General features: G+C 32.7%; 17 protein-coding genes. 16 read left to right on the top strand and 1 reads right to left on the bottom strand.

Annotation, left to right across the window (positions count from 1 at the left end; translation table 11 throughout):
- Positions 1–17 precede the first annotated feature (17 nt).
- The 16 genes from AC1RP4_RS02130 (at position 18) to pepT (ending at position 15,912) form a co-directional block, all read left to right on the top strand.
- Positions 18–1,103, top strand: a complete 1,086-nt coding sequence (locus AC1RP4_RS02130) for a CDP-glycerol glycerophosphotransferase family protein (RefSeq protein WP_481762179.1) — start codon at positions 18–20, stop codon at positions 1,101–1,103.
- 18 nt (positions 1,104–1,121) lie between these two features.
- Positions 1,122–1,931 carry an ABC transporter permease gene (locus AC1RP4_RS02135; protein WP_409022482.1) on the top strand — a complete coding sequence of 270 codons (810 nt, stop codon included), beginning with the start codon at positions 1,122–1,124 and terminating at the stop codon, positions 1,929–1,931.
- A 105-nt stretch (positions 1,932–2,036) separates the two neighbouring features.
- Positions 2,037–2,927: a deoxyribonuclease IV gene (locus AC1RP4_RS02140; RefSeq protein WP_409022483.1), complete on the top strand. Its 891-nt coding sequence runs from the start codon at positions 2,037–2,039 to the stop codon at positions 2,925–2,927.
- Positions 2,928–3,125: 198 nt separating this feature from the next.
- On the top strand, positions 3,126–3,314 hold the full coding sequence (rpsU, locus tag AC1RP4_RS02145; protein WP_057973588.1) for a 30S ribosomal protein S21: 189 nt from the start codon (positions 3,126–3,128) through the stop codon (positions 3,312–3,314).
- 17 nt (positions 3,315–3,331) lie between these two features.
- Positions 3,332–3,775, top strand: coding sequence for a GatB/YqeY domain-containing protein (locus AC1RP4_RS02150; protein ID WP_409022484.1), 444 nt, complete (start codon positions 3,332–3,334; stop codon positions 3,773–3,775).
- Positions 3,776–3,882: 107 nt separating this feature from the next.
- Positions 3,883–4,368 carry an rRNA maturation RNase YbeY gene (gene ybeY, locus AC1RP4_RS02155; RefSeq protein ID WP_409022485.1) on the top strand — a complete coding sequence of 162 codons (486 nt, stop codon included), beginning with the start codon at positions 3,883–3,885 and terminating at the stop codon, positions 4,366–4,368.
- Complete coding sequence (locus tag AC1RP4_RS02160; protein ID WP_481763205.1) at positions 4,352–4,750, top strand: diacylglycerol kinase family protein; 399 nt, start codon at positions 4,352–4,354, stop codon at positions 4,748–4,750. The genes ybeY and AC1RP4_RS02160 overlap by 17 nt, the downstream gene beginning before the upstream one ends.
- Before the next feature lie 43 nt (positions 4,751–4,793).
- Positions 4,794–5,699, top strand: a complete 906-nt coding sequence (era, locus tag AC1RP4_RS02165) for a GTPase Era (RefSeq protein ID WP_409022487.1) — start codon at positions 4,794–4,796, stop codon at positions 5,697–5,699.
- A gap of 64 nt (positions 5,700–5,763) precedes the next feature.
- Positions 5,764–6,555 carry a DNA repair protein RecO gene (gene recO, locus AC1RP4_RS02170; RefSeq protein ID WP_481761411.1) on the top strand — a complete coding sequence of 264 codons (792 nt, stop codon included), beginning with the start codon at positions 5,764–5,766 and terminating at the stop codon, positions 6,553–6,555.
- 270 nt (positions 6,556–6,825) lie between these two features.
- Positions 6,826–7,743: a glycine--tRNA ligase subunit alpha gene (gene glyQ / locus AC1RP4_RS02175; RefSeq protein ID WP_409022489.1), complete on the top strand. Its 918-nt coding sequence runs from the start codon at positions 6,826–6,828 to the stop codon at positions 7,741–7,743.
- Position 7,744: 1 nt separating this feature from the next.
- Positions 7,745–9,820, top strand: a complete 2,076-nt coding sequence (glyS, locus tag AC1RP4_RS02180) for a glycine--tRNA ligase subunit beta (protein ID WP_481761358.1) — start codon at positions 7,745–7,747, stop codon at positions 9,818–9,820.
- A 192-nt stretch (positions 9,821–10,012) separates the two neighbouring features.
- The gene (gene dnaG / locus AC1RP4_RS02185) at positions 10,013–11,863 is read left to right on the top strand and encodes a DNA primase (protein ID WP_481761357.1); all 1,851 of its coding nucleotides are present in this window, start codon (positions 10,013–10,015) and stop codon (positions 11,861–11,863) included.
- A 14-nt stretch (positions 11,864–11,877) separates the two neighbouring features.
- The gene (gene rpoD / locus AC1RP4_RS02190) at positions 11,878–13,017 is read left to right on the top strand and encodes an RNA polymerase sigma factor RpoD (protein WP_409022492.1); all 1,140 of its coding nucleotides are present in this window, start codon (positions 11,878–11,880) and stop codon (positions 13,015–13,017) included.
- A 97-nt stretch (positions 13,018–13,114) separates the two neighbouring features.
- Entirely contained in the window at positions 13,115–13,810 is a 696-nt protein-coding gene (locus tag AC1RP4_RS02195; RefSeq protein WP_481761356.1) for a tRNA (adenine(22)-N(1))-methyltransferase, read from the top strand.
- Positions 13,807–14,604, top strand: a complete 798-nt coding sequence (locus tag AC1RP4_RS02200) for a Nif3-like dinuclear metal center hexameric protein (RefSeq protein ID WP_481761355.1) — start codon at positions 13,807–13,809, stop codon at positions 14,602–14,604. Before AC1RP4_RS02195 ends, AC1RP4_RS02200 begins: the two co-directional genes overlap by 4 nt.
- Before the next feature lie 57 nt (positions 14,605–14,661).
- Positions 14,662–15,912: a peptidase T gene (pepT, locus tag AC1RP4_RS02205; RefSeq protein WP_481761354.1), complete on the top strand. Its 1,251-nt coding sequence runs from the start codon at positions 14,662–14,664 to the stop codon at positions 15,910–15,912.
- A gap of 120 nt (positions 15,913–16,032) precedes the next feature.
- Here the strand turns inward: pepT and AC1RP4_RS02210 are convergent, their stop codons facing one another.
- A complete protein-coding gene (locus AC1RP4_RS02210) occupies positions 16,033–16,221 on the bottom strand; it encodes a YjzD family protein (protein ID WP_409022496.1) in 189 nt (62 codons plus the stop codon).
- Positions 16,222–16,260 lie beyond the last annotated feature (39 nt).

Below are 16,260 nucleotides of genomic sequence, written 5' to 3' on the forward strand. Positions count from 1 at the left end.
CTAATATCAGCTATTTAATGAGTTTCGGTGGTAATAGTGACTTCATTCGGAAATTAAATCAAAGATGTTTAGATAATAATCAACATTTAATCATTTTTTATCGACCTTCTATGAAGTTAGAAATTAAGAATATCGAAGACTTAAATATTGAAACCAAAATATTTACTGAAAATATTTCTTTCGTATTAAATTTAATCCCTCTGATTTCTAAGAGTAACTTAATTTTTGTCGATAATTATTTTGCTTTTTTAGCCACAATGCATACAAAAAAAACAACCAAAATTGTTCAACTTTGGCATGCAAATGGGGCAATTAAATCGTTTGGTTGGGATGAGCCTAAGACAGCTGATCGATCAGCTGAAGATAAAAAACGATTTCAATCTGTCTATAATCAATTTGATGATTTTATTGTAGCGTCAGCTAAAATGGGGTCAGTATTTAAGAAAAGTTATCATGTTTCTGATAATCACATTTTAGAACTTGGATACCCTGCTACAGATAAATTTAAAGATAGCAATTGGATAAAATTAACAAAAAAAAATATTTTTAGTAGCCACCCAGACTTAATTAAGAAAAAAATCATTTTATACGCACCAACATATAGAGAAGATATAAATGGGGAAGTTATATTAGAAATACCAGATGATTTTTCTAATATTCAAGAATTATTAAATGATGAAACTAAGTTAATTATTAAATTACATCCGCATTTAAAGGACAAAGAGCTTGCCTTTAAAAAATTATTATCTAAGAATAATGATATTTTATGGGTGGATGAATACACAACTGGAGAATTGTTGGTCATCACAAATTGTTTAATTACAGATTATTCATCGGTTATTTTTGATTTCAGTTTATTGCCAAACGCTGAACGAGTTTTATTCTATTGTTTTGATTTAAAGAATTATGAAAGTAGTATTGGGATTCAATCGGATTTTAATAACTGGGTACCAGGACCGATTGTGCAAACAATGAGTGAACTAGTTGCTACTTATAAAGAATTCAAAAATAGTGATAGACAATTAGCAACATTTAATTTATTATGGAATACATCTAATGATGGGCATGCGACAGAGCGTGTTCTAGATTATTATTTTACTTAAATAAGGAGCGTCAATACATTGAAAAAAGTTATTTCAATTATAAAAGAACAATTTGAAAATTTACCAATTATATTTCGAGTTTCAAAATATGAAGATCGAGCAAGTTACCAAAGTCATTATTTAGGAATTGCATGGGAGTTTTTAAACCCAATGATTCAAATTGGTATTTACTATCTTGTTTTCGGTGTTGCCTTGCACGCTGGACAACAGATAGATGGGGTTAATTATTTTGCTTGGATGATGGTGGGTATCGCCCCATGGTTGTTTATGAATTCTAGTGTACTTGGTATGTCTCGTAGTGTTTATGAAAAAGTTGGATTAGTTGCTAAAATGAAATTTCCAGTTAGCGTACTACCAACAATTCGTATGGTCAGTCAAATGACTGCGTATTGGGTTATGTTCGGTTTTAGTATTATTGTTTTATTATTATCAGGTGTAACGCCCACTTTGTATTGGTTACAGTACATTTATTATTTTATCTGTATGATTGCATTTTTATTTGCTTTCGGTATTTTTAATTCAACCATCTCAATTTTAGCTCGTGATTACTATATAGCACTCCAATCGATTATGAGGGTTTTATTTTACATGTCAGGTATTTTATTCAATTTAAATTCTGGTAGTTTTCCTAAAGTTTTTGTTAGAATTCTACAAATAAATCCGTTTAACTATTTAGTCGCAGGGTTTAGAGAAACTTTCTTGAGCGAAGGTTGGTTTTTTAATAATCCAACACAACTATTACTATTTTGGTCAATCACATTAATGTTCCTCTTAATAGGATCACATTTACACTATAAATTTAGAGCTCATTTTGTTGATTTAATTTAAATATAAAAGATTTAGAAAACTTCCTGTCAGGTGAGTATTCTAAATCTTTTTTTATAATCAATGTTATAATACAATCAAGTTAAAATGCGAAAAGGGGTAAGGATAATGTTGATAGGATCACATGTTAGTATGAAGGGAAAAGATATGTTACTTGGTTCCGCCGAAGAGGCTTCGAATAATGGAGCAAGTACATTTATGATTTATACGGGAGCACCTCAAAATACAAGGCGAAAAGATATTTCAGAGATGAATATTCCAAAAGGTAAAGCCTTTATGGTGGAACATGGATTAAGTGATATAGTTGTTCATGCCCCTTATATTATCAATTTAGGAAATACAGTTAAACCAGAGAATTTTACATTTGCAATCAATTTTTTGAAAGCTGAAATAGATAGGGCCGAAGCATTAGGTGCTACTCAAATGACTCTCCATCCTGGTGCTCATGTAGGTGCGGGAGATGAAGCTGCAATTAAACATATCATTGAAGGATTAAACGAAGTTTTGACTTCAGACCAAAAAATTCAAATTGCTATTGAAACAATGGCGGGCAAGGGTACAGAGGTTGGACGAACATTTGAACAGATTGCACAAATGATTGATGGTGTGAAGTTGAATGATAAATTATCTGTTACGTTTGATACATGTCATACTAGTGATGCTGGATATAATATTAAAGATGACTTTGAATCTGTTATAGAAAAGTTTGATGATATTATTGGAATTGATCGATTGAAAGTCTTTCATATTAACGATTCAAAAAATGTTCAAGGAAGTCATAAAGATAGACATGCTAATATTGGCTTTGGTGAAATTGGGTTTGATGCATTAAATAGTATTGTACATGACGAAAGATTTAGTAAGGTACCTAAAATATTAGAAACACCATATGTAGGTGTAGATAAAAAAAATCAACAATCACCATATCAAAAAGAAATTTTGATGTTTAAAGAAAATACCTTTAATCCTAATCTATTAACGGAACTTGGGTTAAATTAAAGCTGTTTATTGATTTAGATCAATTGATTTATGCTTAATTTGTTAAAAAAAAGTATATTTTTTGTATTATCTCAAATATTTTATAAAAGATTTATTGACGGCGATAAAGACTTTAGTTATAATGAACAAGGACAGTTCGACGATGCAACTTAATGCATAAAAAGACGGTTACATTCAAGCTCGGAGGGAGGGATATCTATGTCAAAGACAGTCGTACGTAAAAACGAATCTCTCGATGATGCTCTTCGTCGCTTTAAACGTTCCGTTTCTAAAACAGGTACATTACAAGAATACCGTAAACGCGAATTCTATGAAAAGCCAAGTGTGAAACGTAAGAAGAAATCCGAAGCAGCAAGAAAGCGTAAAACAACTAAGAAACGCTTCTAGTCTAGGGAGGAATCACGTTGAGTCTATTAGAAACACTTAATAACGATTTAAAACAAGCGATGAAAGCAAAAGACAAACAAACTTTAAGTACTGTAAGAATGCTTAAAGCAGCTGTTACAAACGAAGAAATTAAAGCAGGTCATGATTTATCAGTTGATGATGAAACTGTTTTATTGGCTCGCGAGTTAAAACAACGCAAAGAATCTTATGCAGAATTCAAAGATGCCGGTCGAGATGATCTTTTAGAAAATCTTGATATGGAAATAAAAATTGTCGAAAAATATTTACCTGAACAATTATCAGCTGAAGAAGTTACTGATGTCGTGAAAGAAGTTATTTCACAAGTTGGTGCAACATCAAAAGCTGATTTTGGAAAAGTCATGGGTGCGGTTATTCCTAAACTTAAGGGACGCGCTGATGGTAAGGTTATAAGTGAGACAGTTAAATCATTATTAAATTAGCGAAAAAGGAATTACAATTCAACTTGAATTGTAGTTCCTTTTTTTTTATGCTATTATTTGAGTTGAGTAACTTTGGGACATATAAAACGAATTTAAAGAGGGTTATTATGGATTTAGAAATTTTTGACCACACTAAGGCAGAACCAGAAAAAAATATAACATTAATTAAAGAAATTCTTAATTTTGCGGGTAAGAAAATAAAATTACCTGATGAAACAGAAATGTCAGTTACTTTAATGAATAATGAAGAAATTCACAAAATTAATCGTGAATATCGAAATGTAGATAGACCAACTGACGTCATCAGCTTCGCAATCGAAGAAGATGGAGATGATATGCCAATTATTTTTCCTGATGATGAAGGTATGGATATGCCTGAAATTGCTAAAAATATCGGTGATATCATGATTTCAACTGAAAAAGTTGCTGAACAAGCAGTTGATTATGGTCATTCTTATGAACGTGAATTGGGATTTTTGACAGTCCATGGGTTCTTACACCTAAATGGTTACGATCATATGGAACCTGAAGATGAAAAAGAAATGTTTGGATTACAAACAGAGATATTAGATGCTTATGGCCTTAAACGATAAGCGCCAAGTTAAAAAAAATCGAACATTTTTGTTGTCACTAGGACATTCTCTAGATGGCCTTGTTACGGTTTTTAAAGAAGAAAGAAATATGAAAAAACATGTAGCCATGATGATACTAGTATCTATTTGTGCGGCAATTTTTCAAATTTCTGAAACAGAGTGGCTATGGCTAGCTCTTAGCATTAGTATGGTTATTATTAATGAAGTTTGGAACACAGTTATAGAGAATCTGGTTGATCTGACAACTGGTCATAAATATAATGAGATTGCAAAAAAAGTTAAAGATATGTCAGCTGCTGCTGTCTTACTTTCGGCACTATTTGCGATGATTGTTGGATGTCTTATTTTTATCCCACAACTGTTAGAATTAGTTTTTGATTAGTCAATTATAATAAAAGGTACATAAATAAGAGGAGAATTAATTAATGCAAAATAAAAAGTTTCATTCAGGATTTGTGGCAATTTTAGGACGACCAAATGTTGGAAAATCAACATTTTTAAACAATGTTATGGGTCAAAAAATTGCTATTATGAGTGATAAGGCACAAACGACCAGAAATAAAATTCAAGGTATTTATACAACAGATGATGCACAAATTGTCTTTATTGATACACCTGGTGTTCATAAACCAAAGAGTCGTTTAGGTGATTTTATGGTCAAATCAGCACTTTCAACACTTGGTGAAGTTGATGCTATTTTATTTATGGTTAATGCAACAGAAAAACGTGGACCAGGAGATAATTTTATTATTGATCGATTAAAAGATACTAAGAAACCAATTTATTTGGTTATTAATAAAATTGACCAAATTCACCCTGATGAAATATTAGCTATTGTGGAAACGTATCGAGAATCTTTGGACTATAAAGAAGTTTTCCCAATTTCAGCACTTAAAGGAAATAACGTCGATGAGCTTGTTGATTCATTAATTAGTGAATTACCTGAAGGACCCCAGTTTTACCCAGAAGATCAAATTACAGATCATCCAGAACGTTTTGTTATGGGTGAACTAATTCGTGAAAAAGTTTTACAATTAACACGAGAAGAAGTTCCTCACTCAGTTGCCGTTTTGGTTGAAGATATAAAAAAAGAGGACGAAGAAAAATTGCACATTTCTGCAACAATTATCGTTGAACGTCCAACGCAAAAAGGTATTATTATTGGTAAAGGTGGTAAAATGTTAAAAGATATCGGTGTTAAAGCTAGAAAAGATATCGAAACGATGCTTGGTGATCGCGTTTATTTGGAACTTTGGGTTAAAGTTCAAAAAAATTGGCGAGATAAACAGACTGATTTAAAAGCATTTGGTTACCGTGAAGATGACTATTAAGAAGTAACTAATGATCGGAACAAGATAATTTTTGTTCCGATTTTTATTTGCTCATGGAAAGGGGATGCATAGTATCGTTCAGAATAATGCAGATTTTGAAGGGATTTTACTTTATCGTAAAGAATATAAAGAACGTGATCTTTTAGTGAAATTTTTAACCGATCGTTATGGTAAAAAAATGTTTTTTATTAAAGGTGCTAGAAAACGAGGATTCAAATTATCTGCTGCTTTACTACCATTTACAATCGGAACTTACAGTGGGAGTATAAATGACAACGGATTATCATTTATTAATACTGCTAAAGAGTTTGAACAATTTCAAACGATTTCACAGGATATAATCAGTAATGCTTATACCATTTATATTTTTAGTTTAATTGATGCTGCATTCAAAGATAACGAACCCATCTCTGTTTGGTACCGAAAAGTTGTGACAGCAATTCGATTGATTAACGAAGAATTTGATCCAGAAATTATTACAAATATTATTGAAATTCAGCTATTAACAGTTTTTGGTGTACAGCCTCAATTGCAGGTCTGTGCAGTTGGTGGCGAAACGCAGGGAGAATTTGATTATTCAGAATCTTACGGTGGGCTACTGTGTTCTAAACATTGGTATCTTGATAATAATCGACTTCATGCTACTCAAAAAACAATTTTTTATTTGAGACAATTTTCTGTAGTGAATCTTGATAAATTAAATTCAATCAAGGTTGCTGAGAGTACCAAAAAGGAATTACGTCGTATTATTGATGTTATTTATGATAATAGTGTTGGATTAAATTTGAAAAGTAAAAAATTTATCGATGGAATCAGTTCTTGGCCAGTCTCATTAAAGAAAAATACTGAAATATAATTGACAAATACTTATTTCTAAACTATGATTATAGAGAAATAAATAGCGGGATTATGATGAAAAAGGGTAAGAATAGTTATTAAAGCGAACTTAGGATTAGTGCAAGCTAAGTAATTAATTATTTTTATTGGCATTTTCGGAGTCCTTTGTTAATGAAGCTGCTGGTTGAATTGAACCAGAAGTAGGGTGGAACCGCGATATTAAAATCGTCCCTATGTGGTCTATAAGACTGCATAGGTTTTTTTGTGCTTAAAAATAAGGAGGAATACTATGTCAAAAAAGTTAGCTGTTCAAGATATTATTATGACATTACAAAAATTCTGGGCTGATCAGGGTTGTATGTTAATGGAGGCTTATGATACAGAAAAAGGTGCTGGAACTATGAGCCCTTACACATTTTTACGTGCAATTGGACCAGAACCATGGAATGCTGCATACGTTGAACCTTCAAGACGTCCTGCAGATGGTCGTTATGGCGAAAATCCCAATCGTTTGTACCAACATCATCAATTTCAAGTTGTGATGAAACCATCTCCTGCAAATATTCAAGATTTATATTTGGATAGTTTGCGTGCATTAGGTATTGATCCAGCTGAACATGATATTCGATTTGTTGAAGACAACTGGGAAAACCCATCAATGGGTTGTGCTGGTGTTGGCTGGGAAGTTTGGCTTGATGGTATGGAAGTTACACAATTTACTTATTTCCAACAGGTTGGTGGATTAGAGGTACATCCCGTCACTAGTGAAGTTACTTATGGTTTAGAGCGCCTTTCTTCATATATTCAAGATGTTGAGAGTGTTTATGATCTTGAATGGGCTGATGGGGTCATGTACGGCGACATATTTAAAGAACCAGAATATGAAAATTCTAAATATTCATTTGAAGAAAGCAATCAAGAAATGTTATTTAATTTGTTTGATGTATATGAAACAGAAGCCAAAAAACAGATTGCCAATGGGTTAGTTCATCCGGCATACGATTATGTTTTAAAATGTAGTCATACATTTAATTTATTAGATGCTCGAGGAGCCGTTTCTGTTACTGAACGTGCTGGATATTTAGCAAGAATTAGAAATATGGCTAAATCAATTGCTAAAGTTTTCGTACAGGAGCGTAAAAAATTAGGCTACCCATTACTAAAAGATGAAAAACTTCGTAGTAAATTATTAAAGGAGGATAAATAAGATGACACATTCCTTTTTATTAGAAATTGGGTTAGAAGAAATTCCTGCTCATGTTGTTACACCTAGCCAAAATCAATTGGCTAAACGTGTAGGTGACTTTTTAACAGAGCAACGGTTATCATTTGACGAAATAAAGGCATTCTCAACACCCAGACGTTTAGCTGTTGAAGTGACTGGTTTGGCTGATAAACAAGCAGATATTCAAGAAGAAGCTAAAGGACCTGCAAAGAAAATTGCCATGGATGATGAAGGAAATTGGTCTAATGCTGCAAAAGGCTTTGTCCGTGGACAAGGAGTAACAACAGACGATATAACGTTTAAAGAATTAAAAGGCGTTGAGTATGTCTATGTAAATAAATTTATCGCTGGTAAATCTGCCAAAGATATTTTGGTTCAGATTAAAGATGTGATTGAAGCGATGACATTCCCAACAATGATGCACTGGGCAAATTATGACTTTAAATATGTTAGACCAATTCGTTGGATAGTTGCGTTACTTGATAGTGACGTTATTCCATTCAGTATTTTAAATATTAAATCTGGCCGCCAAACGCAAGGCCATCGTTTTTTAGGAGAAGCTGTAGATTTAGCCTCAGTAACAGAGTATGTTAAAAAATTAGAAGAACAATATGTAATCGTTGATTCTAATAGACGAAAAGAAATGATTAGAACACAAATTACTAATCTTGAAAATAATCAAGACTGGCATATTATTCTTGATGAGGATCTTTTGGAAGAAGTTAACAATTTAGTTGAATATCCAACAGTATTTTCTGGTCATTTTGATAAGAAATATTTAGATATTCCTGATGTTGTTCTAATGACTTCAATGAAAGACCATCAAAGATTCTTTTATGTGCGTGGCCAAAACGATGAAATCTTACCAATGTTCGTCTCAGTTCGTAATGGGACAGAAGCTAACATTGCTAACGTCGAAGCAGGCAATGAAAAGGTTCTTACAGCACGATTGGAAGATGCTGCATTTTTCTACCAAGAAGATCAAAAACAAACGATTAATGATTATGTAGAGCGATTAAAAAATGTCACATTCCATGATAAAATTGGATCAATGTCTGAAAAAATGGAACGTGTTCAATTAATGGCACAAATCATTGGTAAACGCCTTGGCTTAAATGACCATGAATTATCTCTTTTACAAAGAACAAGTGAAATTTATAAATTTGATTTGGTAACAGGGATGGTTGGAGAATTTTCTGAACTTCAAGGAATTATGGGTGAGAAATATGCCTTGCTAATGGGCGAAAATCCAACTGTTGCACAAGCAATTTCTGAACACTATATGCCAATTAGTGCTGATGGCGAACTACCTAAATCAAAAATTGGTGCAGTTTTAGCAATTGCTGATAAGTTGGACAGCATGTCAAGTTTCTTCTCAGTTGGATTAATTCCAACTGGATCAAATGATCCCTATGCACTTCGTCGTCAAGCGTTTGGGATAGTTAGAATTGTTGAAGATCGTCAGTGGCATTTTTCACCACTTGAGGTACTGAACGATATTAAGGAATTGGCAACGATACATCCAGATTTATTTACCAAGATGACTGTTGGCGAAAATGATAAAGATATTTTAAGTTTTGTTAATGATCGTATGAAGCAATGGCTTTCAAATAAAAACGTCAGTTATGATGTAATTGAAAGTGTTGTTGAAAGTACAGATGCAGATTTATTAGTTATGTCAGAGGCCGCTGTAACCTTAGAAAATCATAAAAATGATAAGGATTTCAAGGAGACCGTTGAAGCAATCAATCGTGTATTAAAGCTAGCAGATAAAAATGAGGCAACTAATCTAGTTGTTGAACAAGTATTATTAGATAATACTGCTGAAAAAGATTTATTTGAACGAGTTGAAATAATCCAAAGTCAGTTGGCAGATTTAACGTCAGAGAAGTTATATACTACATTAAGCGAGATTCGTCCGCTAATTGAAAATTATTTTGACCAGACAATGGTTATGGTTGATGATACAAAAATTAAAAATAATCGCTTAAATCAATTGAGTTTAATTGCTAAGATGAGTTCAAAATTAGGTAATTTAAGTAAATTAAATATTAAGTAATATAAAAATGAGAATTTATCTGTGAAGATAAATTCCTTTTTTGTTTGGTAATAGAATCAGAATAGTCATATTTGACAAAAGTGTCTATTACTTGAAGCTAATAATTGTATTTATGTCAAATAAATGCTATTATTATGGGTACTCAAAATATAGGTAACTTCGTATCGTTAGTTTTGGAGGTGAGTAGTTGGAATGAGAATACCCGAAAACGTAATTGAACAGGTGCGAACTAGTGTGAATATTACTGATATCATTAGTCAGTATGTCGGATTAAAAAAATCTGGTAGTAATTTTATGGGTTTATGTCCATTTCATGAAGAAAAAACGCCTTCATTTTCTGTAAGCGAAGAGAAACAAATTTTTCACTGTTTTAGCTGTGGAAGAGGTGGGAATGTTTTTAAGTTCTTAATTGAGCTAGAGGGACTTAGCTTTCCAGAATCTGTCAATAAAGTTGCAGAATTTTCAGGAATGGATATCGATAGTAAATATTCTGAATCTCAGTCAGCAAGGACACAAGAATCAACTGAAAATCGTCAGTTAAAGCAAATTCATGATGACGGTGCTAAATTATATCAACACATTTTAATGAATACAGAAATGGGTCAAAAGGCATTAGATTACCTGCATAATCGTGGTATAACGGATGAAATTATCAAAACTTTCCAAATTGGATTTGCGCCTGGGAAATCGGTCTTACAAGATTTTTTTAAGGAAAAGAAAGTAGACTATCAATTATTAAGGCAGTCTGGACTATTTATTGAAAATCAAACAGGTGATTTGCGTGAACGATTTATTGATCGAGTGATGTTTCCGATTAGAAATCAAAATGGTCAAGTTGTTGCCTTTTCAGGTCGTCTGCTTGAAAAAAATAAAGAATTACCTAAATATTTAAACAGTCCTGAAACGCCTATTTTTAATAAAAGAGAGATTCTATTTAATTACGATTTGGCAAAAAAAGAAATTCGGACAGAAGGAAATGTTATTTTGTTCGAAGGATTTATGGATGTTTTAGCAGCATACCGCTCTGGAGTTAAAAATGGTGTCGCCTCTATGGGAACAAGTTTAACAAATGAACAAATTTATTTGTTAGAACGTTCAACATCACAATTAAATATTTGTTATGATGGGGATGAACCCGGGCAAAATGCAACAAATCGTGCTTTGAACCTGCTAGCGAATCAGACAAAAATGAAAGTTGGCGTGCTAGCCATTCCTAACGGTATGGATCCTGATGAGTTTGTTAAAAAAAATGGTAAAGAAGCGTTTCTGGAGTTAGCTCACTCTGCTCGAGAGACGGTTATTTCATTCAAAATGAATTTTTTGAAACGAAATAAAAACTTAAAAAATGAAAGTGAGCAAATTGATTATATTGATCAAGTACTACAAGTTTTAACTACAATTAAAACGCCGTTTGAGCAAGATATTTATATTAATCAGTTGGCAGATGAATTTAAAATTGATAAAGGAATTCTAAGACAACAGTTAATTGATTTAGTTGCCGTTCAACCAAAAGTAGTGCAACAAGTTAATCAAGTTCCAAGGGTTCGAACAGATGAACCACCTGTAGAAAATCGCTCAGAGGTCATGAGCGATGAAAAAATTGATCGTGTTGAAAGAGCTGAAAGATTATTGCTTTATCGTATATTACATGATCATACAGCTTGGCTGAAAATTCGATCAATTGATGATTTTAGTTTTGTTCATGATAGTTATCAGTTAATATATACGTTAGCTGAAGGCTATTTAGAATTACATGAGCAATATGAAATTGCTAGTTTTTTAGATTACTTGCCAGAAGAGTCTTCAAAGAGATTTTTAATGCAAATAGAGCTGATGACAGTTGCAGAAGAGTCTTCAGAGGATGAATTTGATGATTGTGTGTCCGTCATTATGAATGATTCGCCGATGGAACAATCAATTAATCAAGTTCGATCAGATCTTATGGAAGCAAATCGTCTTGGCAATACAGAACTAACCAATGAATTATCAGTTAAGTTAATTGCATTATATCAAAAACAACAAGTACCACGAACATCCATCTAAGGGAGGAATTATTAATGGTAAAAAAAGTAGAAAAAGTTGAAGAATCAGAATTTGACGAAAAAGGCTTTAAAAAAGCACAAACGAAGTTGATCAAGGAATATAAAGTAAAAAAAGAAATTAAGTATGATAATTTAACAGATGAACTAGCAACACCATTCCATTTAGATGCTGATCGTATGGATAAATTACTTCAAAAAGTCGCAGATGCTGGTATTGCTGTTGTTGATGAAGAGGGAAACCCAAGTGAACATAGTTTAAAAGCAGCTGAAAAAGTTACAAAGAAAGCTTTAAAAGACACATCAGCACCAACTGGAATAAAAATTAATGACCCAGTTAGAATGTATTTGAAAGAAATTGGTCGTGTTAACCTTTTAAAAGCTGAAGAAGAAGTTGCTTTAGCATTAAAAATTGAAGAAGGCGACGAAGAAGCAAAACAAAAATTGGCAGAAGCTAATTTACGTTTAGTTGTTTCAATTGCTAAACGTTACGTTGGTCGTGGAATGCAATTTCTTGATTTAATTCAAGAGGGTAACATGGGATTAATGAAGGCTGTTGAGAAATTTGATTATCGTAAAGGATTTAAATTCTCAACATATGCGACATGGTGGATTAGACAAGCAATTACACGTGCTATTGCTGATCAAGCACGTACAATTAGAATTCCAGTTCATATGGTTGAAACAATTAATAAATTAATCAGAATTCAACGCCAATTATTACAAGAACTTGTTCGCGAACCAATTCCTGAAGAAATTGGTGCTGAAATGGATATGCCAGCTATGCCAGCCGAAAAAGTTCGTGAAATTTTAAAAATTGCTCAAGAACCTGTTTCATTAGAGACACCAATTGGTGAAGAAGATGATTCACATTTAGGTGATTTTATTGAAGATCAAGATGCAACTAGTCCAGCTGACCATGCGGCTTATGAACTCTTGAAGGAGCAACTAGAAAATGTTCTTGATACATTAACAGATCGTGAAGAAAATGTTCTGCGTTTAAGATTCGGTCTTGATGATGGTCGCACAAGAACACTTGAAGAAGTTGGTAAAGTGTTTGGAGTGACACGTGAACGTATTCGTCAAATTGAAGCTAAAGCATTACGTAAACTACGCCATCCATCTCGTTCAAAACAATTAAAAGATTTCTTAGAATAAAAAATTTAAGGACCATTATAAAACGAAACCTGTTTTATAATGGTCCTTTTTTAGTTATAATAAGAAAAGATAAGATACGAAAGAAGAGGATCAAGAAATGGATGCACGACATTTATCAGATCGATTAGTTCGAGTTGCAAAATTTGTACCAAAAAATGCACGATTGGCCGATATTGGATCGGATCATGCTTACTTACCTGCGTATTTAGCTATTAATAAAATTATTTCATATGCTGTTGCTGGAGAAGTAGCTAAAGGGCCTTATGAAAATGCCGTAACAGAAATTAATACAGAACGATTAGACCACATGATAATGCCAAGATTAGCTAATGGGTTAAAGGCAATTAAATTAGACGATAATATTGATACTATCACAATTGCCGGAATGGGTGGCCCTTTAATAAAGGATATATTTACTGCCGATTTAGAAAAATTAACGGGTGTCCGTCGTTTAATTATTCAACCTAATGTTGGACAAAAATTAATAAGAGAATGGTTAATGGATCATTCATATCAAATTATTGATGAAGATATTGTCGAAGACGACCATCATGTCTATGAAATTATTGTTGCTGAGAAAGTTAACACTAAAATGAGCTACTCGATATTAGATTTAAAGTATGGACCTAAATTAAGAATTGAGCAAAGCGATGTATTCAAAGCTAAATGGCACAAGCAAATGGAAAAAAAGCGTAAAGTTTTAAAAAATTTTGAGGCAGCAAATAAAGTTCCTATTGATAAAAAAAGGATATTAGAAGTTGATATCAAAGAAATTGAGGAGATGCTGGGATGACAAAAATTATTGATTTAGTCAATCAATTCGAAGTATTTGCTCCAAAAAGTATGGCTGAAATTGGTGATCCAGTAGGCCTACAATTAGGTGATATTAATAATACTGTTACTAAAGTAATGACAACTTTAGATGTTCGTCCAGAAGTTGTCCAAGAAGCAATTAATAAAAATGTAGATTTTATTTTCGCACATCATCCATTAATATTTAGACCGGCAAAAAATTTGGATACTACGAATCCTCAAAATAAAATGTATGCCGATTTATTGAGTCATAATATAACAGTGTATGCAGCTCATACTAATTTAGACAATGTTACAGGTGGGATGAATGATTGGTTAGCGAGTCGTTTAAAATTACAAGAAACAATCCCGTTAGTGCATACAAATAGTTCAGATTATGGAATGGGTCGAATCGGAAATTTAACTAGTCCTATGACTGTTATTGAATTTTCTGAATATTGTAAGAAGCAATTTAACATAAGTGGATTAAGACTGATTTCTAATGATTTGACGCAATCAATTAAGCGTGTTGCAGTTCTAGGTGGTGATGGTGGTAAATTTTATCATGAGGCAATTAAGCAGCAGGCGGATGTTTACGTAACAGGAGATGTCTACTACCACACGGCTCATGACATGTTAGCAGAAGGGTTGTCAGTTATTGATCCGGGCCATCATGTTGAAAGTATCTGTAAAGCACAATTGAAACGGTTATTTGGAGAATGGAATCTAGAAAATAATTGGCAAATTGAGATTATTGAATCAGATATTAATACAGATCCATTTCAGTTTATTTAATTTTAAAATTAGAGTATGATTAGAGATATTAAATAATAGATTAGGAGATACGCTATCATGACAAAATATGAAGAATTAATTCCACGTTTTATTAAGTATGTTAAAGTAGAAACTCGTTCTGATGAAAATTCAGGGGTAACTCCTTCAACGCAAACTCAAGTTGAATTTGCGAAAGAATTAAAGGAAGAACTTTTACAAATTGGATTAAAGGATGCACGTATTTCTAAAAAAAGTGGGTATGTTTTAGCAACATTACCAAGTAATTTAGAAGCTGGTAAAAACGTTAAAGCGGTTGGTTTTATTTCACATATGGATACAGCTGCATTTACAGCAGAGGGTGTTAACCCCCAATTCGTTGAAAATTATGATGGCGAATCTGATATTAATCTTGACGATGATGGTAAATTTAAACTAACTATTAAAGAATTTCCAAATTTAAAAAATTATAAAGGCAATACATTAATTACAACAGATGGTTCAACACTATTAGGATCAGATGATAAATCGGGAGTAGCTGAAATTATTACTGCTGTAGCTTATTTAGTTGCACATCCTGAAATTAAGCATGGTGACATTAAAGTTGGTATTGGACCTGATGAGGAAATTGGGGTAGGTGCTGATAAATTTGACGTAGCCGATTTTGGAGCTGATTTAGCTTACACTGTTGATGGTGGACCATTAGGTGAATTAGAATATGAAACATTTAATGCTGCTCAAGCAGTCGTTTCAATTCAAGGTAAGGAAGTTCATCCTGCAACTGCTAAAGGTGTTTTAATTAATGCAAGTAAGTTAGCAAATCAATTTGACTCATTATTACCACAAGATGAAGTACCTGAAAAAACTGAAGGCCGCGAAGGTTTTTACCATTTAATTTCAGTAGAAGGTACAGTTGATGAAGCAAAAATGGTATATATTATTCGTGATCATGATCGCCAAAAATTCGAAGATCGCAAAAAGTATATGATGGGTATTGCTGATAAAATGAATGCTGATTTTGATTCTGAACGTGTGACAATTGATATGGTAGATCAATATTACAATATGCGTGAAGTAATCGAGAAGGATATGACTGTTGTGACTGTTGCTAAAGAAGCTATGGAAAATTTAGCAATTAAACCGGATATCTATCCAGTACGTGGTGGGACAGATGGTTCAAAAATCTCATTCATGGGATTACCAACACCAAATATATTTGCTGGAGCAGAAAATATGCATGCGCGATTTGAATTTGTTTCAGTTGAAACAATGGAAAAAGCAACGGATGTTGTTCTAGAAATTATAAAATTAGTATCTGAAGAAACAAAATAGGTATTATTAAATAGTGTGGATGAGTTAAACTAGAGGACATATTGAGACCTTTCTTTCTCAAATTTTTCCTTATAGTCTTATAAAGCCAAAAAAAAGATAAACTAATTAGTTTATCTTTTTTTATTTATCTGATTTAGGATCTTTGAGAATGGCGTAGAGGCAATTTACGACAATTAAGCCGGTAACTGCAAAAATAATACCGATTAACAAAACTGGTGCAAACAATGTACCAGTTAGTGAGCTTACGATATAACCAATTACTTCACCAAAAATGAAGCCCCAAAAGAGAATTGTTAATTGTTTCATCATAGAACAGCACCTCACATTCAAAGCTAATTTTAGCACAAA

The organism is Dellaglioa sp. CoH-56-MRSF-10 (assembly GCF_056782175.1).

What these genes read in the sequence shown, in the direction of transcription:
- AC1RP4_RS02130 (WP_481762179.1), top strand. Translation starts at nt 18, where the DNA reads ATGAGTTTCGGTGGTAATAGTGACTTCATTCGGAAATTAAATCAAAGA.
- AC1RP4_RS02140 (WP_409022483.1), top strand. Translation starts at nt 2,037, where the DNA reads ATGTTGATAGGATCACATGTTAGTATGAAGGGAAAAGATATGTTACTT.
- rpsU (WP_057973588.1), top strand. Translation starts at nt 3,126, where the DNA reads ATGTCAAAGACAGTCGTACGTAAAAACGAATCTCTCGATGATGCTCTT.
- ybeY (WP_409022485.1), top strand. Translation starts at nt 3,883, where the DNA reads ATGGATTTAGAAATTTTTGACCACACTAAGGCAGAACCAGAAAAAAAT.
- AC1RP4_RS02160 (WP_481763205.1), top strand. Translation starts at nt 4,352, where the DNA reads ATGGCCTTAAACGATAAGCGCCAAGTTAAAAAAAATCGAACATTTTTG.
- era (WP_409022487.1), top strand. Translation starts at nt 4,794, where the DNA reads ATGCAAAATAAAAAGTTTCATTCAGGATTTGTGGCAATTTTAGGACGA.
- recO (WP_481761411.1), top strand. Translation starts at nt 5,764, where the DNA reads ATGCATAGTATCGTTCAGAATAATGCAGATTTTGAAGGGATTTTACTT.
- glyQ (WP_409022489.1), top strand. Translation starts at nt 6,826, where the DNA reads ATGTCAAAAAAGTTAGCTGTTCAAGATATTATTATGACATTACAAAAA.
- glyS (WP_481761358.1), top strand. Translation starts at nt 7,745, where the DNA reads ATGACACATTCCTTTTTATTAGAAATTGGGTTAGAAGAAATTCCTGCT.
- dnaG (WP_481761357.1), top strand. Translation starts at nt 10,013, where the DNA reads ATGAGAATACCCGAAAACGTAATTGAACAGGTGCGAACTAGTGTGAAT.
- rpoD (WP_409022492.1), top strand. Translation starts at nt 11,878, where the DNA reads ATGGTAAAAAAAGTAGAAAAAGTTGAAGAATCAGAATTTGACGAAAAA.
- AC1RP4_RS02195 (WP_481761356.1), top strand. Translation starts at nt 13,115, where the DNA reads ATGGATGCACGACATTTATCAGATCGATTAGTTCGAGTTGCAAAATTT.
- AC1RP4_RS02200 (WP_481761355.1), top strand. Translation starts at nt 13,807, where the DNA reads ATGACAAAAATTATTGATTTAGTCAATCAATTCGAAGTATTTGCTCCA.
- pepT (WP_481761354.1), top strand. Translation starts at nt 14,662, where the DNA reads ATGACAAAATATGAAGAATTAATTCCACGTTTTATTAAGTATGTTAAA.
- AC1RP4_RS02210 (WP_409022496.1), bottom strand. Translation starts at nt 16,221, where the DNA reads ATGATGAAACAATTAACAATTCTCTTTTGGGGCTTCATTTTTGGTGAA.